15 protein-coding genes are annotated in these 18833 nt (G+C 35.2%); 8 read left to right on the top strand and 7 right to left on the bottom strand.

Annotation, left to right across the window (positions count from 1 at the left end):
• The first annotated feature begins 23 nt into the window (after positions 1 to 23).
• Positions 24 to 2435, top strand: coding sequence for a TonB-dependent receptor (locus tag J4050_RS08915; RefSeq protein ID WP_208154230.1), 2412 nt, complete (start codon positions 24 to 26; stop codon positions 2433 to 2435).
• 45 nt (positions 2436 to 2480) lie between these two features.
• On the top strand, positions 2481 to 3062 hold the full coding sequence (locus J4050_RS08910) for a hypothetical protein (RefSeq protein WP_208154229.1): 582 nt from the start codon (positions 2481 to 2483) through the stop codon (positions 3060 to 3062).
• Positions 3063 to 3092: 30 nt separating this feature from the next.
• Here the strand turns inward: J4050_RS08910 and J4050_RS08905 are convergent, their stop codons facing one another.
• The gene (locus J4050_RS08905; protein WP_208154228.1) at positions 3093 to 3362 is read right to left on the bottom strand and encodes a hypothetical protein; all 270 of its coding nucleotides are present in this window, start codon (positions 3360 to 3362) and stop codon (positions 3093 to 3095) included.
• A 166-nt stretch (positions 3363 to 3528) separates the two neighbouring features.
• Here J4050_RS08905 and J4050_RS08900 point away from each other — a divergent pair, with 166 nt between their 5' ends.
• The 5 genes from J4050_RS08900 (at position 3529) to hutI (ending at position 10620) form a co-directional block, all read left to right on the top strand.
• Positions 3529 to 6015: a DUF5916 domain-containing protein gene (locus tag J4050_RS08900; RefSeq protein WP_347879108.1), complete on the top strand. Its 2487-nt coding sequence runs from the start codon at positions 3529 to 3531 to the stop codon at positions 6013 to 6015.
• A gap of 47 nt (positions 6016 to 6062) precedes the next feature.
• Positions 6063 to 6725: an ATP-binding cassette domain-containing protein gene (locus tag J4050_RS08895; protein WP_208154350.1), complete on the top strand. Its 663-nt coding sequence runs from the start codon at positions 6063 to 6065 to the stop codon at positions 6723 to 6725.
• Positions 6726 to 6798: 73 nt separating this feature from the next.
• Entirely contained in the window at positions 6799 to 7797 is a 999-nt protein-coding gene (locus tag J4050_RS08890) for a DUF4421 family protein (RefSeq protein WP_208154227.1), read from the top strand.
• A gap of 92 nt (positions 7798 to 7889) precedes the next feature.
• Positions 7890 to 9287: a class II fumarate hydratase gene (fumC, locus tag J4050_RS08885; RefSeq protein ID WP_208154226.1), complete on the top strand. Its 1398-nt coding sequence runs from the start codon at positions 7890 to 7892 to the stop codon at positions 9285 to 9287.
• 94 nt (positions 9288 to 9381) lie between these two features.
• Positions 9382 to 10620 carry an imidazolonepropionase gene (gene hutI / locus J4050_RS08880; protein ID WP_208154225.1) on the top strand — a complete coding sequence of 413 codons (1239 nt, stop codon included), beginning with the start codon at positions 9382 to 9384 and terminating at the stop codon, positions 10618 to 10620.
• Between the two features lie 51 nt (positions 10621 to 10671).
• On the opposite strand, the gene J4050_RS08875 is transcribed toward hutI, so the two are convergent.
• Positions 10672 to 11556, bottom strand: coding sequence for a DUF8428 domain-containing protein (locus J4050_RS08875; protein WP_208154224.1), 885 nt, complete (start codon positions 11554 to 11556; stop codon positions 10672 to 10674).
• A gap of 83 nt (positions 11557 to 11639) precedes the next feature.
• On the opposite strand from J4050_RS08875, the gene J4050_RS08870 reads away from it, so the two are divergent.
• Entirely contained in the window at positions 11640 to 12656 is a 1017-nt protein-coding gene (locus J4050_RS08870) for a formimidoylglutamase (RefSeq protein ID WP_208154223.1), read from the top strand.
• 49 nt (positions 12657 to 12705) lie between these two features.
• Here J4050_RS08870 and J4050_RS08865 read toward each other — a convergent pair whose 3' ends face one another.
• The 5 genes from J4050_RS08865 to J4050_RS08845 are packed head-to-tail and all read right to left on the bottom strand — an operon-like array spanning position 12706 to position 18804.
• A complete protein-coding gene (locus tag J4050_RS08865; protein ID WP_208154222.1) occupies positions 12706 to 14394 on the bottom strand; it encodes a hypothetical protein in 1689 nt (562 codons plus the stop codon).
• A 19-nt stretch (positions 14395 to 14413) separates the two neighbouring features.
• Positions 14414 to 14956, bottom strand: a complete 543-nt coding sequence (locus tag J4050_RS08860) for a hypothetical protein (RefSeq protein WP_208154221.1) — start codon at positions 14954 to 14956, stop codon at positions 14414 to 14416.
• Positions 14957 to 14996: 40 nt separating this feature from the next.
• A complete protein-coding gene (locus J4050_RS08855) occupies positions 14997 to 16232 on the bottom strand; it encodes a DUF6638 family protein (protein ID WP_208154220.1) in 1236 nt (411 codons plus the stop codon).
• Positions 16233 to 16252: 20 nt separating this feature from the next.
• Complete coding sequence (locus tag J4050_RS08850; protein WP_208154219.1) at positions 16253 to 16837, bottom strand: NUDIX domain-containing protein; 585 nt, start codon at positions 16835 to 16837, stop codon at positions 16253 to 16255.
• Positions 16837 to 18804, bottom strand: a complete 1968-nt coding sequence (locus tag J4050_RS08845) for an AAA family ATPase (protein WP_208154218.1) — start codon at positions 18802 to 18804, stop codon at positions 16837 to 16839. Before J4050_RS08845 ends, J4050_RS08850 begins: the two co-directional genes overlap by 1 nt.
• Positions 18805 to 18833: the final 29 nt, after the last annotated feature.

Raw genomic sequence — 18833 nt, 5'->3', positions numbered from 1 at the left:
TTTCGCTAATTAAACCCTTAAACATGTTCCGATATATAGGACTCTTGTCTTTGGCCTTTACCTGTCTAAGTTTTGGCCAAGATTGTAATTATACCTTATTAGGCGAGCTTTCAGATTTTCATGATGGAACACCTATTGTTTCTGCAACTATATACATTAAGGAAACCAATAGATATATTACCTCTGATTTGGATGGTAAATTTAAAATTGAAAATCTTTGTAAAGGCAAACTGACGCTAACAATTTCACATATAGGATGTGAAACAAAGACCGTATCATTTAATATTAGTGGTGATACCTTCAAGGCAATTGCCTTAGAGCATCATATTGAACAATTAAATGAAGTTTCTGTAACTGGTTCAAAGACAAATAGAGAAAGTAAAACCGCTCAACAAGCTGTAATTAAAGCAAAGGAAATTGAGGGCTTTAGCAGCGGAAGTTTAGCCAATATCACAGAAACAATTGCAGGAGTTTCTGCATTAAATACTGGTAATAATATTGTAAAACCAATTATTCATGGTTTACATAGTAGTAGGGTCATCACCATGCAGAATGGTGTGCGCATGCAAGATCAAGAATGGGGATTGGAGCATGCACCTTCTGTAGATGTAAATGCCTTACAAGAAATTACTTTGGTAAAAGGCGCATCTGCACTCATGTACTCTGGCGATGCTATTGGAGGAGCAATTGTTTTGAAGCCGGTTAAAACGTATAATAAAGATAGTCTATTTGGAAGGACAATTGCAGTTTATGATTCAAACAACAGAGGTTACAGCATCAGTTCGTCATTGTTTAAATCTTACGAAAAAGGCTGGTATATTGGTGGACAAGGAAGTTATCGTCGCTTCGGAGATTCTAAAGCTCCAGATTACGTATTATCCAATACTGGTCTAGACTTTAAGGCCTTTTCCTTTCAAACGGGGTATAGAAGTTTTGAGGAGTCATTTAATGTGTACTATAGTTATTTAGATAACGAAATAGGGATACTTTCTAGCGCACACATTGGTGGTATTGATCAATTTATAGAATCAATTGAAAGCGGCCAACCAGCCACTATTAGAGATTTCACCTATGACATCAGGGATCCAAGACAAAGAATTAGGCATCATTTAGCAAAAGTAGAATATGAACGACGATTCTCTAAATTGGGCAAATTAACACTCCAATACGACTATCAAAGAAATCAAAGGCAAGAGTTTGATAGAAGACGAGGGGATTTTAAGGGTGTTCCATCCATTGATTTATTGCTACAAACCCATGGTTTACAGTCTAGGTTTTTGTTTGACAGTAATGAGCGCGTAAAAATTCAAGCTGGTCTGCAATCACAATATCAAGACAATTTTGCAGATCCAGCCACAGGTGTTTTTCGTTTAATTCCTGATTTTGAACGACTAGATATGGGTGCTTTTATCCTTTCAGAATGGAAACTTGACAATGACTACTTATTAGAAGGTGCTATTCGTTATGACTATAACCACATTGATGCACAAAAGATATATCGTGATTTTCGTTGGGAAGAACGTGGGTATGACCAGGATTTTGCTGATATCATAGTTGATGAGAATATTGCTCCTGGACAACTTTTAACCAATCCAGTTTATGATTTTCATAATATATCCATTGCTATAGGAGCTAAAAGGACTATCGGAAATCATGAGATAGCACTGAACTATTCCTTAAGCAACCGTGCGCCTAATCCCTCTGAACTATTTTCTGATGGTTTACACCAATCTGTTGCTCGTATAGAGGTTGGAAACTTGAGATTAGGTAAAGAAACAGCCAACCAATTATCGGCTACTTATACTTACCAAAACTCTAGGATTAATCTATCGGTAGAACCTTACATAAACAGAATAGACAACTATATTTTTATTGCACCAACAGAACTTGGTATACGAATAATTGGACAGGCTGGTGCATTTTTAGAATATGAATTTTTAGCAACAGATGCCTTACTATATGGCGTAGATTTTAATTTGGATTATTCGCTATCCGAGCGTTTGTCGTTTAAAAATTCAACAGCCTTTATTATTGGTGAAGATTTAGACAACAATGAACCTTTAATCGATATGCCTCCGATTAATACTAGAAACACTATTCAATACCAAAATAAAAAGTGGAATAATCTTTCTTTAGGGCTTACGTCAGATTTTTTTGCGATGCAAAACAATTTCCCAAACTATAATTTTCAATATACTGTTCCATCAACAGGTGAAGACGTTTTAGTTGATGTAAGTACGCCTCCATCGTCCTACCATTTGTTGCATTTTAATAGTTCAATAGAAACTAAATTATTCAAAAAAAGCACATTAGAAATCGGGTTCAATATTCAAAATGTTTTTAATATCAACTATAGAAATTATTTAAATCGATTGCGATTCTTTGCTGACGAAGTTGGGAGAAATTTTCAAATACAATTAAAATTCAATTATTAATATAAACAATTAAATATGAAGTCCAATTTTTTAAATTTTACAAACATGAAAACTATTAAATTACTTTTTTTACCATTATTTGCTTTGGCCTTATTTTCGTCTTGTTCTGATGATGATGCTCCTCCAGCAGCAGTTAATCCAGGTGAGTTGATTACTGACGTTGAAGTCGTTTTTACAAACGAAAATGATCCTAATGATATAGTTACCTTAAGTGCTGTGAGTGCCGATGGTATTGTAGACCCTACAGTTACTGCAAGCGGTCCGTTTACAGCTAATGCAGATTATACAGCTACAATAACTATTCTTGACAATGTTAACAATGAAGACATTCTTGAGGAAGTTGTGGAAGAAAAAGATGAACATTTCTTTGCTTACGCTGTTAACTCTGCAATTGATGTGGTAGATATGATCAGAGACGATTCAATCGACCCACAAAGAACGGATGGTAATTATCTTGGTCTAGAAACAGCCTGGACTTTTGGTGCAGCAAGTACAGGTACTTTTACACTTCAATTGGTTCATGAAGCCTCGTCTGTTGATGACCAATTTGGAGAGCCTTTTGAGTTTGGCCTTTACACCGGTGGAGAGCTAGATATCAATAATACTTGGAATATTGAAATACAATAGCCAGAATATAATTTAATAAAAAGAGGGCCACTAATCTAGTGGCCTTTTTTCTTTGTCATTTTTAAGGATATAAGTATAAATCCACATTAAGGTGAACGTTGGTACAACATCTAACATAGGTAAGGCTTCCTCAACAAATGATATTACAGCCGCTATCTTCCCGGGTTTACCCTTGTAAAGCTTGGTCATAATGTAGGCTGACAAAGGTGCCCAGACAAAGTCAAAAGGCGGAAAAAAGATTGAAACATAACCCGCTGCATCACATAATAGACTTATAATAATTTTTTTGTATTTATTCATTTTAATAATATATTCATTTTTAACATAGCAATAAGTATTCCAAACAACTAAAATTGAGACACTTGCCCATACTTCTAACAATACAACACTTTTTAACGTTTAGTTAAGACCCTTAACCAATGGGAGGCTTTAGTTTTGCAGGCGTTTAAACTATACAACTCAAGTCATTCTATTTTATTTTAAAATATTAAAATACTGCGGTACTTTTTTAAAAAGGAAAATCATTCTGTACTGTATTTTAACCGTTGCGTTTGTTTTTGCCTCTTCAGCCCAAGGCAAAAAACAATTACGTACTCAACGTGCAGAAATTGCACCAAAAATTGATGGTAAACTTAATGATGCGGTTTGGCAAAAAGCTGATATTGCTACTGGGTTTATTGAGTTTGAACCTGGTATAGGTAAGACACGTCCCCAAAACGAGCGTACTGAAGTAAAAATATCCTACGACGATAGAGCTATTTATGTAGGTGCCTATCTCTATGACGATCCTGAAAAAATGATGAGTCAGTTAACAGGAAGAGATAATTTTGGCCAGGCCGATTTTTTGATGGTTATCTTAAATCCTAATAATGACTCCCAGAACGATACCCAATTCACTGTATTTAGCTCCGGCCAACAGGCAGATGCCATAGCAAATCCAAGCATTGGTACAGATAGAAGCTGGAATGCTGTTTGGCGCAGCGCTGTAGAAATCGTAGATGACGGCTGGACTGTTGAAATAGAAATTCCTTACCGCACGTTGCGCTTTCCAGAACAAGAAAACCCAGTTTGGGGTTTACAACTAATGCGTAACTTTAGAAGGGAACGTTCAAATTACACCTGGAACCCGGTAGATCCAACTAAAGGTAATTTTGGTCTCTACCATGGTGAGCTACTTGGACTAGACAATATTCAGCCTCCTGTCCGTCTTAATTTATACCCTTTCTCAACTGCAATACTTGACGATTTTGATGGCGAAACTACATCTGAGTTACGCTTTGGTATGGATGTGAAGTATGGGATAACGGATAATTTTACACTAGACGCTACTTTAGTGCCTGACTTTAGTCAAGCTGGTTTTGACAATATTGTTCTTAACCTTGGACCTTTTGAGCAAACTTTTTCAGAACAAAGACAATTCTTTACTGAAGGGGTTGATTTATTTTCAAAAGGAAGTTTATTCTTCTCTAGAAGAATTGGAAATGGTCCAACAGGAGATGTTGATCTAAACGACAACGAAGTTTTAAACGAACCAGACGAAGTTAATGTGCTCAATGCTGTAAAATTATCTGGTAGAACAAAAAGAGGATTAGGAATTGGTTTTTTAAATGCTATTACCGAGAAAACTTTTGCAAGTGTAACCGATACTATAACGGGAGAACAACGTGAAGAAGTTGTTGAGCCCTTTACAAATTACAACATCCTTGTTGTGGACCAGCAATTTGGAGGGAACTCGGCTGTAAGTCTTATAAATACCAATGTAACACGCTCTGGTGAGTTCAGGGATGCAAATGCCACAGCATTAGTAGCTAATCTAGTAAACAAAAGCAACACGTATCGTATTGATACAGAAATCAGAATGAGTAATGTTAATGACCAGAATGAAGATTGGGAAACTGGCTTTAGCAGTTTCTTTAGATTTGGGAAAGTCGCTGGTAATTTGCGTTACAGTTTTGATCACAGATTTGCAGATACAAAATTTGATATTAATGATATGGGTCTGAATCTCAGGAATAACCGTAATGATTTTGGTGCTGATGTGTCCTATCAGATTTTTGAACCTCAAGGCCGATTAAACAGTTATAGGATTAGCGGTTTTATAAATTACAGGCGCTTGGTTGATCCAAATACATTCTCAAGATTCAATTTTGGTGGTCGTTACAGAGCTACTACTCGTGAAGGATTGGACTCGTATGGTTTCCGTTTAAATGTTGAACCGGGAAAGCAGTACGATTTTTTTGAATCTAGAGACGGTAGACCTTTCATCTTTGAGAATTTTGTAAGTCTCGGTGGAAATATTTCTACAAATTACAATAGAGTATTTGCCATAGATATAAGGGCCAATATGGGTACTCTTTTTGAAGACGGAAGAGATTTATTTACCTATGACTTCACTTTCGAGCCTCGAGTTAGAGCTAGTGATAAACTTCTATTGGTGTATCGCTTAAATTTTGACTACAGAAATGGAGATCGTGGCTATGCTACTAGGCAAAACGACGAACCTATTTTTGGTGAAAGAAACCGCCAGCGTGTTACCAATTCGCTGCGAGGCAACTACAATTTTGATCCTTTTCATTCCCTTGGTCTAGTCTTTAGACACTATTGGGATACTGTTATTTATGATTACGACTTATTTACCCTATTAGATAATGGTAGACTCACTACGGCTTCAGGATATAACCTAGATAATGTAAGTAATAACCCTAACATTAACTTTAGTACCTGGAATATTGACCTCAGTTATTCGTGGCAATTTGTGCAAGGTAGTTTTTTAACTGTACTTTACAGAAATCAGTTATTCAGTAATGATGAAAACGTAGATGATAATTTTAGAGATAGTCTAAATCTACTTTTTGATCAACCTGTACAACATACCGTATCTGTGCGATTACAATACTTCATCGATTTCCAGGGGTTGAAATCTATTTTTAAGGGAAATAAAAAGTCTTCCTAATTGCGGATTAATAGTTTTAATACTATTTTCACAATCTGATGAAACCAATTATTGAAGCCAAAAGTATTTATAAGTCCTATGCCGAATTAAAGGTTTTAAAAGGGGTAGATATTTCAATTTCTGAAGGTGAAATCATTTCTATAGTAGGTCCCTCTGGTGCTGGTAAAACAACTCTTTTACAAATTTTAGGAACACTTGATAAACCTTCTTATCAAGAAAATACCCAATTAATAATAGATGGTGTATCGGTAAAAACAATGAAGGATAAGGCATTGGCAAAGTTTAGGAATGAAAAAATTGGTTTTATTTTTCAATTTCATCAATTACTACCAGAATTCACGTCTTTAGAAAACGTCTGCATCCCAGCTTTTATAAATAAAACACCTTTGCCTACTGCAGAAAAACGCGCTAAAGAGTTATTAGATTATTTAGGTTTGTCAAAACGATATAATCACAAACCAAATAGCCTGTCAGGTGGCGAACAACAGCGCGTGGCAGTAGCAAGAGCCTTAATTAATAATCCTAAAATTATTTTCGCTGATGAACCGTCTGGAAATCTTGATAGTGAATCTGCAGAACAACTTCACCAATTATTCTTTAAATTAAGAAAAGAGTTTAATCAAACTTTTGTTATAGTAACACATAATCAGGAGCTTGCGAACATGGCCGACCGCAAAATGACTATGATAGATGGTAAGATTTCTAATTAGTATTAAACCGTTTCCACTATATCTCTGCTACAAATTTTTAGCGACAATATTACTTTTGTTAATTCCATTAATTATGAGTTCTCAAGAGATTAGACCTTATGATTTAGAAAAACAAGCCGAGCATGCCACGTTAAAAGAATACGATTCTACATACCGAGTAAATTACTTTGAAAATATTATTATAAAAGTGTTTTCTACAACAAACACCAATAGGTTTCAAGCCCAATCCTTAGATGGTGAAAATCTGTTTGAATTAGAACCACTAGGTGAATATTTAATTGGTGCTTCCTTCGATTATAAATGGGTGGCTCTAGAAGTATCTTGGACTCCTAATTTTCTATTTTCATCTGTAGAAAAAGAATTGGCAAAAAGTGCAACTAATATTAGTACGAGTTTAAATTTTTTCTATTCAGACCAATGGCGCCAAGAACTAAAATACACCTATATAAAGGGGTTTAGAAACAATAGAGTAACAGAGTCTACTAGTAATATTGATTTTTCAAATACAGTTTTTAATTTAATTCAAGGGAGTACCTTTTTTATAGCTAATCCAAATTTCTCTTTTCGTTCTTATTATGCTCAAACCGAAAGGCAACTTAAAAGTGCTGGAAGCTTTATTCCAAGGATGATTTATTCTTTTGCCTTTACTAAGCCAAATCTCGTGTTTGAAGTTCCAGAAGTAAATAACTTAGATGAAATAAGGAGTTTTGATATTGTCGCCCAAGTTGGCTATATCCATACGTTTGTAATCAATAAAAAGTGGTATGCTACTTTAGGGCTTCACTCTGGAGCTGGTTCTAATTTCTCTAAATATTTTTTTGTCAATAATACTGAGGAAAATTTCGATTCTATATTTTTTACATACGAAAGTGAAGCTGCAATAGGATATAATTCGTATCGCTGGTTTTTTGGCTTATCTGGTAATTGGAGAAACTACAATAACAACAACAATGAATCCAATCAATTTAATAGAGATTTCGGTTTCTTTAGTCTGCATTTAGGTTATAGATTTAACGATAACAAACCTATGCGTAAGTTTTTTGGATGGTTTGAAGATCATTTAGGCTTTTAATATTTCTTTGGTGCACTTCAAATTTCAGGCAGTTAAAGGATATTAGGCTGTTGGATTTCATTAAATTTGTACATCAATATAAATCAAATATTATGTCGTATAGAATAGAGAAAGATACTATGGGAGAGGTCAAAGTCCCCTCTGATAAATTATGGGGAGCTCAAACCGAAAGATCTCGCAATAATTTTAAGATTGGACCACCATCTTCAATGCCCTTAGAAATTGTATATGGCTTTGCTTATCTCAAAAAAGCTGCGGCCTATGCAAATTGTGATCTGGGTGTGTTAGATAAGGATAAGCGCGATAAAATTGCAGAAGTATGCGATGAAATTTTAGATGGCAAGCACGATGATCAGTTTCCGCTGGTAATTTGGCAGACAGGATCTGGAACTCAAAGTAACATGAATGTTAATGAGGTCATTGCTAATAGAGCGCATCAACTCGCAGGCAAGGTTATCGGTGAGGGAGAAAAAACGATACAGCCAAATGACGATGTTAACAAATCACAGTCCTCAAACGACACTTTTCCTACGGGCATGCATATTGCAGCATATAAAAAAGTTGTAGAAACTACGATGCCTGGTGTTATTCAATTGCGCAATACGCTTCATAAAAAGGCAATAGAATTTAAAGACGTTGTAAAAATAGGGCGCACACACCTTATGGATGCAACACCTTTAACCTTAGGTCAAGAGTTTTCTGGATATGTTTCCCAATTAGATCACGGGCTTAAAGCTCTAGAATCCACTCTGGCACACCTCAGTGAACTTGCTCTTGGAGGAACCGCTGTAGGAACGGGTCTTAATACACCCGAGGGTTACGATGTTTTAGTAGCAAAATATATCGCTGAATTTACGGACTTACCTTTTGTCACTGCAGATAATAAATTTGAAGCTTTAGCTGCTCATGATGCCATTGTAGAAGCCCACGGCGCTATTAAACAACTTGCTGTTTCTTTAAATAAAATTGCAAACGATATTAGAATGATGGCCTCTGGACCTCGATCTGGTATAGGAGAAATAATTATTCCTGCCAATGAACCCGGAAGTTCCATAATGCCCGGAAAAGTTAATCCTACACAATGTGAGGCCTTAACAATGGTTTGTGCTCAGGTCATAGGAAATGATGTAGCTATCTCTTTAGGAGGTACTCAAGGCCATTATGAACTTAATGTGTTTAAACCAGTTATGGCTGCAAATATTCTACAATCAGCCCAATTGATTGGTGATGCTTGTGTAAGTTTCGATTTGAATTGCGCCTCAGGAATAGAACCAAATCATGAAGTCATCAAGCAATTACTTAATAATTCTTTAATGCTAGTTACCGCTTTAAATACAAAAATCGGATATTACAAAGCGGCTGAGATAGCTAACACGGCTCATAAAAACGGAACCACATTAAAAGAAGAAGCCATTAATCTAGGCTATGTCTCTGCAGAGGAATACGATGCTTGGGTAAAACCAGAAGACATGGTCGGAAGCCTTAAATAAAATAAACCAGTTTTATATTTAAGACGCCATTTTCTAAGGAGATGGCGTTTTTTTATATTCAAAAAAAATATAATCTTTACATAAAACGTACTAGATGTCCTTACTCATAAAAAATATTAAACAATTGCTTCAGGTACACGAGACTAATGTAACCATAGTAAAAGGTGAGGCAATGAAAGACCTGCCTATAATTGAAAATGCCTATTTGTACATTGAAAATGATACGATAATTGAATTTGGACCAATGGAAGAATGCGAAGAATTTGATGCCGAAACTACCATTGATGCCACAGGAAAAATTGTTTTACCGTCTTGGTGCGATTCTCACACTCACTTGGTTTACTCTGGAAATCGTGTCGGTGAGTTTGTTGACAAAATAAATGGATTGAGTTATGAGGAAATTGCCAATAAAGGAGGCGGCATTTTAAACTCTGCTAAATCTTTACAGGATGCATCTGAAGACGATTTATTTACACAGTCCATAAAACGCTTAAATGAAGTTATTTCTATGGGCACAGGGGCTATTGAAATAAAAACCGGATATGGGCTAACTGTAGCGTCTGAACTGAAAATGCTTAAGGTCATCAACCGCATTAAACGTGAGAGTCTTGCTAAAATTACACCAACGCTTTTAGCAGCTCATGCTGTACCAGATGAATTTAAATCTAACAAAAAGGCTTATTTAAAGCTTATTACTAACGAGCTTATTCCTAAGGCATCAAAACTTCACATCGTAAAGTACATTGACGTTTTTTGTGAAATGGGATATTTTAATTTAGATGAAACCGAATCTATTCTTAAGGCAGCAAAAGTTTATGGGCTAATTCCTAAAATTCACGTCAATCAATTTAATATTTTAGGTGGTGTTGCTCTTGGCGTGAAGTATAACGCTTTATCTGTTGACCATCTCGAGGAATTAGATGACAATGATATAAAGGCTCTTAAATCAAGTAATACAATGCCTGTAGCACTTCCTGGGTGTTCATTCTTTTTAGGAATTCCTTATACACCTGCAAGAAAAATCATCGATGAAGGCTTACCATTAGCAATAGCCTCTGATTTTAATCCTGGCTCTGCTCCAAGTGGTAATATGTCATTTGTTGTGAGTACCGCTTGTATAAAATTAAAATTAACTCCAGAGGAAGCCATAAATGCAGCAACTATTAATGGAGCTTATGCAATGGGAATTAGCAGTATGTATGGCAGTATAACACGAGGGAAAAAGGCTAATATCATTATTACAAAACCTTTAAATGATTATAAAGATATTCCTTACTATTTTGGACACAGCCCTATAGACCAAGTAATAATCAATGGTCAATTATGGGAATAAAAAATCCGAGCGAATTAACCCTCGGATTCAAATATTAAAACATCATTGCTTTTATTTCAATTCAAATTCTGATGCTGAAATCAATTCTTTTTCGTTAAACACATTTACGGTATAACGACCTTTTTCAAATTTCTCCTCACCTACAGAAATATACTCGCAGATATTAAGATTTTTATTCTCGTAATTAAAACGACTTATTAAACTGTAGTTTAATACTTGATCATCAAATTGAATCTGATCATTAGAACCTAATACGTTATTTTTTGGGTCAATTACTTGCACATAAAGCTCTTTATCTCCTGCCTCAGTCAAAGTGTTTTTAGCCACCGTAAAACAGAGTTTAATCTTATCACTTCGTCTAGCGCGCTCAGTTGGAATTTGCTTTCCGCTACTTCTCTCAATTACCCCCATTCCTTTCAATCCAACAGCTTGCAAGGCAGCTGCATCTTCAACAACATTAGCTAATTCTGTATTTTGCACCAATAACGAATCTGTAAACATAGTGCGTTCTTCTAATTGTACTTGAGTACTATCTAGCGATGTTGCCAATAGTTCATTCTCTACTTTTAACCTATCGTTTTCAACTAATAACTCATCCATCTCCTCTTGTAGCGCTAAAAACTTCTTTTTATATCTCCACAAGCTATTAACACTGTTCTGCGATATCTTTAAAGAGTCCATTAACCCTTGTATGCGTTCTCTAGCCTCTATCAAATCGTCATTGGCGATTTCATTTTCTGCAATGGCAGCGTCATACTGTTTAGCCATATTATTAAGATCATTCATTACTTGCTGCTTTTCAGTAACAAGCGTGCGTTCTGTCTCTTGCTTATCGCTGTAAAGCTTTGATGCATAAAAAGCTGTTCCTAAAAATAAGACCAATAAAATTCCGAGTCCAACCTTTAATCCAATATTTGAGTTTTGTGAACCTTCCATAATTTTCGTTTTAAATTATTTTTTTAATTTCTTGTTTAGTGGTTAGGAAATAAAACTAATTTTACTTTAAATCTATACACCAAATGGAAAATCTCAATTTATTCACTTCTAATGATCGCGATAGCATTATAAAAGCTCGTAAGGGAGAATCAAAATTTGGAGAACACATTCAGTTATTACCTAATCTCAGTAACATATACGAATCATTAGTGAATTTAGATGTTAAGTATGTGATTTTTGGCATTAAGGATGATGTGGGAGTATTCGCAAACCACGGAATACCAGGAACTTCCAAGGCTTGGGATGTTGCAGTAAAATTTTTGTTAAACATTCAATCAAATCAATTTACAAAACCAAATAAAGTCTTGTTGCTGGGCCATCTAGACTATACATCTAATTTTCAAAAGCTTCTAGAAACGAGTAAATCCTCTAAAAAACAAATCCAAAAAGCCAGAACGTTTGTTGATGAAATTGACAAGGATGTTAGTTATTTAATCAGTTGTATTATTAAAGCCAAAAAAATACCAATTGTTATTGGAGGAGGCCACAACAACAGTTATGGTAATATTAAAGGAGCTTCCTTGGCACTGAACAAAAAAATCAATGTTGTCAATTTTGATGCACATTCAGATTTTAGGCAAGAAGAAGGACGGCATAGCGGTAATGGTTTCAGTTACGCCTATGCAGAAGGTTTTTTAAAAAACTATTTCATCTTTGGACTGCATGAAAATTACACGTCGGAAAAACTATTTAAGACCATTAATAAGCTTAAGGATATTCAATACATCACTTACGATGACATATTTATAAATAAAAAGTCTGATTTTGAATCGGCACTAGAAGACGCCAATAACCATATGTCCAATAAAGCTTTTGGCATTGAAGTGGATTGCGATGCAATTGAAAATGTTCCTAGCTCTGCTCTCACTCCTTCTGGCTTTACTATACTTCAGGCCCGACAATTTGTTAATTATTTTGCAAGCCAAAAAAACGTAACCTATTTACATATCAGTGAGGCAGTGCCAAAGAAAAAGTCCGAGGTTTATGTAGGCAAATTAATTAGTTATCTTATTACTGATTTTTTAAAGGCTAATAATTAATTTAGAACGTTCAGTTTTAATCGTCCTAGTTCTGGGTAGAACTCTCTTCCTAAGCTTTTAGCGAATCTAATTTTCTTTGAAGTTCATCAATCATTTTTGATTTATCATCTACTTCTTTTGGAATTTCTTTTAATGAATCATTTTCTTTCTTAGGAATATCTTTATCTTCTAGAGACTCCTGAAAATAGTATCCAATCCCCTCACTGGCTCGCCAAGCCTCGTTAAGTTGATCATAAACAGATTTATCCCATTGGCTAGGATGTTTTACATCTATCCAAATGACATCGCGATATTCACTGTCTATAAGAACCAAATCTGGTGTGGCCGAACCATCAAATTGTTGAGCATCTGTTCTACTGATTGTAGACACCGTTCCAAGAAAGAACATACGCTTACGACCTGCTATATTCTTTACATATGGTCTAAATTCCACAGGTGAATTGGCCTCCCAATCGTATTCTTTACGTGATTCTTTTACTTTTAAGGGCATAGCGGAAACACCTGCATAACCTTGTTTTTTTGAGGCATGATCGTAATAATAGAGAACATCACTACCGTCTGCAGGGACAAACACACTATAACTTAAACTAGTGCGTTCCTTACCTACAGGCTCTAATCCAAACCAATGATAAAGTCCGCTATAAGCATTGGTATTAGATCCTGCAAAATTAAAATCTGTAACATAAGGTTGTTGATTTTGATCTTTTGGCATTACAGGAATTTTAACAGCTGTCTCCATATTCCATGGTAATGGATCACTAAAACCTCCTAAGAACTTAAGAGATTCTGCTTGCAGCTGTGAGACTTTTTCTGATAGGGTGTTCTGTTTATTTAAAAACGGATAGTCTTTAATATCATCTGGACTTACAAAAGTACCCTTACCAATTAATATGCGTTCGAGGTAATCGTTGAAGTCGTGCTCTCCATTTTCTATTACCATTACACCTCCAAAGGTAGGATAAGGGAAAAAGAATCCTTTCCATTTAATGAGGCTTACCACCTGAACCCACTCATTGTCATCATTTTTCATGTAAAAGGTGTCACTTGGTTCATAATTGAATAACATCCAAGGGTTGAACCTTTGTACAACAGCGTTATAAGTATTTCTACTAAACTTTAAAGACTCGCCTATTGAAAATACCACTGGAATACGATTTTCGTTGGAAAATCTCGGAAATGGCGTAGTACTGCTCACGGAAAACACCTCTTCAGTATTATCACTAATGCGCTGCATAATGTATTTCTCACTAGGTTGAATAGCCATGGTCCATTTATTCTCCTTGTCTACTCTAACCAAATGCGGTAAAGACACGTCTTTAGTTTCACCTACACTTTCATTAGCCATTGAAAAAATATTTCTTAAAGGTTGAATACGTTCATTCTGTGTTAATGGTAATTCGTTGATTTCAATTTTATTTAAATCATTGAATACGTTGTAGGTCTTCATATAATCGTAAAGCTGAAGATGCCAGCCTAATAGGTAAAGTAACCCAAAAAAACCAATTAAAACTCCCAAAATACCTAACCTGCCTCCTGTGCTTGCCGTTCTTCTAAAACGTCTTAAGCCAAAAACTAGAACTAGTAGACTGATTATTATAATGAAAATGAACTTTCTGAAAAACAGTAAAGCCGGTTGATAATCATCTCTAAAAAAGAATAAAGCCAATAACAGAAAGACAGCTACAATAAGCGTTATCCGTTTTTGTCTTTTTCCTTTGTTCCAATACCTTTTAATCATAATACTTTTGTTGAAATCATTACATCAAGCCTTTATCTTTTAGACGGTCTCGTGCACTTTTCTGTTCTGCTTCTGCTTTAGGCTCATTATCAATCTCTTCTTTAGCTTTTTCGACAACCTTAGCGTCTGATGTTTTCAAATCCTCTATTAAATCTTTACCTCTATCTACAGCTTCTTCAACTAAATCTCCAATACTTCCGCTTTTATCTTCAACAACTTGAGAGGTTTTAATAACAAAACTTGCTAAGTAAGTCCCTAATAAGGTTCCTACCGCGAAAGATGCAAAGGCAGATATTCCATTATAACTAGCGAATACCGAAATTGGCGTTAGAAATTCTAAAATTAAAGCTGCCACTAACACCAAGGTTACTACAAAGACCAATCTTGGTATAAAAGCCTGCTTGTAAACAAATCCTTTTGGATTGTCTGCATCCATTTGGAGCTCCTTGCTATTAACTATCTTATTTAAAAAACGATATGCACCATTTCCGTTAGACTCTCGCCAATACAAAAATATACCAAACAAAATGGCGGTAATGAAAATGACTAATTCTATTCCCATGATTGTTGATTTAGTTTCTTATAAAGTTAGTCTAATTAAGTTAAATATTGTTACTAATACACTCTATCACCCAATCCTTAAAGGAGTCATCCCATGTGGCATAGCTTTTATAAAACTGTTCTTTATCGTACCAATAGAGAAATAAAACATCCTTAGGGGCTATGTTAATTAAGAGTTTGTGGATTAAATCTCGCTGATTAGGCATTAAGGATGAATGTGGTTGGTGCAAAGCAAAATAAAGCGACTGATTTACCATATCCTCTATCTTATAGGCATTACTCCTTGCAAGCCGTTCAAGGTATAACTCAACACCCATTACTTGTTTCCGCTTTTTTATATCAATTTTATTGAGATAGCTTTTGAGCAACACTTTATCATTTAAGATGTCTTTGATTGGGTGCTCAGTTTGTTCTAAGACAGAATATAGCTCGTGTTTTTTAATTCTGTCGTAATTTGGTGTTTTCACCATCTGTTCTAAATCACATTCTATAATCAAATGGTTCTTTAATTTGTCAATTAATTCTGGTTGACCAATATGATAAATGAGAACATCATGTACGGTATCTTTTATGGCTTCCTTATATACTTCTATACTTTCAAAAACCAAAATAGGTTTAATAAAATCCCTTAAAAGGTATACACCATCAAAAGCTCTTGTAAAAAATGAACCTGTTGAAAAGTGCAAAGGATGCAAGGATAAGTCCCGATTGCGCAGATCGCCATAGGTTTTAGCCGAGTCTAGCAATTCTTTATGGATGTCTTCATCAATAAAGTTATTCCCATGTTTAAATTTCTCTACGAGCTCATGCTGTCTTTTTTGCTTTTCTTCCAAGCTATCTATAAGCCGAAAGGTAATACTAACATCATCGTATTTTAATATATCCAAGGGTTCATAGAACACATCAATGTCTTGGTCAAAATCAATACATATGGCAGAATCTCTCGTAATATCATTAATTTTTCGTCCATGAGTTCTAAACACATGCTGCATCATTTCTCTATCAAAAGAATGAAATGGTAAATAAACCGGTTTGCCCTTTTGTAGTGGCGAAATTATTATACCATGCGGATTTGCATCGCCATGATTTAAATAATGTACGTCTCCCCTTTCTTCAGCTATTTCAGGACTCCAACCAACACCATCAATAGAAAAGGATGGTAATTTAGTTTGGGAAAAGCCTAAAGTTCTAAGACACTTATTATAACGCTCAACAAGCTTTCCACTTACCGGAATGAGTTCGCTTCGATACAGATTGGCTTGCTTTAGTTTTTCCATAGATTTTTTACTGGTCTTTTTTAAGATAAGTGCATTAACCTTTTAATCTGAGCATATTGTAATAATAAAATAGTCTTGGCATCTCTTATCTCTCCAGAGCCCACCATCTCAATGGCGCGCTCAAATGAAAGTTCTAGCACTTCTAATTCTTCGTTTTCTTCTAACAAGCCGCCACCTTCGTTTACTTTATTTGTATGGTCATAGGATGCGACAAATAAATACATTTTTTCGGTAAGTGCTCCTGGTGAGGTATAGGTTGATAATACCAGGTTAGCTGTATTTATAATGTAGCCTGTTTCTTCCCTAACTTCTCGTAAAATCGTTTCTAAAGCACTATCGTTATTGTCAATAGCTCCTGCACACACCTCTATTGAAAAGGATTCTTCTTGAGAATTTTCATATATGGGCATTCGAAATTGCTTGGTTAAAATCACTGTTTGCTTTTGTCTATTAAAAAGTAAGATTGCCGCACCGTTACCTCTATTATAAGTCTCTCTAGACAAACGTTTCCATTGCCCATTTTTGAACTTGTAATCAAAATCTATGCGCTTTAAATTTGCCCAAGCATTAGATAAAGTAATATGCTCTATATTCTTTACCTTCATTAAATGTGAGAATTCTTATCAAACTGCTCTCGTGCCTCAAGCTCAATATTCATTTGAGTGATGCGCTTATCTACCCTACGTTTAAAATCGGTATCGGCTATTGTAGCTACATTATCTAAATAGCGAATAACTTCTTGACGCCTAATATCAGAGAAGTTTAATCCTTTCATATTAGATTTCATCAACTCTTTTAACATATTGAATTTTGTCTCATAGTCCTTTTTAAAGTAAACTTCGGGATTTTCAAACCAGTCGTTTTCCAAATCAAAATCCGTTAACCGTAAAGAAATTGCCGACTGAATATTTCTAACATCTCGAGATGAAAAGAATGGAAATATCTTTTGCACTTCTTTATAGAGGGCTGCATAAAATAAATGGTCTCCTTCGTTGTGCTTGTTTTCTACTTTTTCAAAAACCTCATTTACCCGTTCTTCACTAGGCTTTTCAACAGCTTTCAAAATATCGCCTAATGACTTTGCCAAACCTTGGTCATCTAAATAATTATAATCGTTAGGACCATTCATATTCACAAATTGTGGTAAGGTTTCTTCAAATCTGCTCCACCATAAATAATCCTGATCTAAAAAATCATTTTCTGTTCGGGCTCCATCAATTTTAAAACGTCCTTGAACCCTCGAAATAACTGCTTTGTCTAACATCTCGGGAAGGTTTGTAAAAAGCCCTATCGAACTATTACCATAATTAATGGCATAGGCACCTTCCGTATATCTTAAAAATACACCTATAACTTCTTTTACACCTGCAGATACACCTTGTGTAGTTCGTTCTTGTAAGTTATTTTCTGCATCATCAATGGGTGCAAAAATGAGTCGTGTTGGGTCTTGTAAAGGTTTCATCCATTCTACCATTTTTTCCGCAGAACCCCCTTGAAATGTAGAGATTAAGGTATCTGGCATTGGATGAAATAAAAACGGAATCTCCAATTGTTCTGTGTATTCCTTTAAACGCGTTGCAATTGCTGCAATAAGCATACTTTTACCTGTTCCTGGAATACCATACCCCATAAAAACCGGCATAAAACCTCCTAATTCTTGAAAAGGGTTTTTTTGTACTTCAAAATCGTAACTTAACATGCGCTCAGTTAGTCGCCTAGCAAAGTGTTTGGCATCCTTATTTCCTACAATCTCTTCGAATTGAACTTTATTAAATTCTACACTCTTAGCGGAGCCTTGAAAAACGTTCTCCCAGCCAGAAACTGCAAAATCCGAGTTTTCTAATTTATAAGTTCTGTCTAATATGGTTTCTGTAAATTCCAAAGAACTCTTGCGTAATTGAATTTCATCAATTAAAGCCTGAAAATAAACCATTGTAAAATCAATAACATCCTTGTCTGAATGGATGATATCTGGATGACTAAGGTATTTATCGTAATAAAAAAGCTGACAAGAAATTCCTTTTAAAGGTGTCATTAGCGCAACTTCTGGGATTCCAGCAAATTTGTGTTTCATTACCGTTAAATCATCTGAAGCAATTGGCATTAAGTCATGTACAATTTTATACGCTGTTGCAAAAAGCATATATGCTGTAGCTGTTTGCATTTTACTTTCGTACTCACGTCGTTCTTTGTTGCCCAAGGCAGCTTTGTTTTCAGCAAGTGTTGATAGTCCAGACGCATCATAATAATTATCCTTAATCCAGTGTCCTAGAACAATGCCTTCTTGCAACACAAACAACGCCTGGTTTAAATGTATAGGAATTGCTACCGACTCTGGCAAAAGTCTTTTTTTAAGCGCTAAAATTGTTTTTGAAACAGAAGTGATTGTGACATTGCTGCCATTATTGGCTCTAGATAAGAACAATAAAATGGAATCGTCTTTATTATCATTATTTCTAGATTTTGCACGTTGGGATTGTTCCCATTGAATAGACTTAAGATAAGATGCCGCTTCATCTCGAAGCATATCCAGTTCTTTTTGTTTTATTGGGAATGTAGAGTTATGTTCCATGTTTAAACTATCAGTTTAGGTACTAAGTT

The sequence above is a fragment of the Winogradskyella pelagia genome, assembly GCF_017581965.1.
Lineage (GTDB): Bacteria > Bacteroidota > Bacteroidia > Flavobacteriales > Flavobacteriaceae > Winogradskyella > Winogradskyella pelagia.
This window is presented reverse-complemented; position numbering and strand designations above follow the sequence as displayed.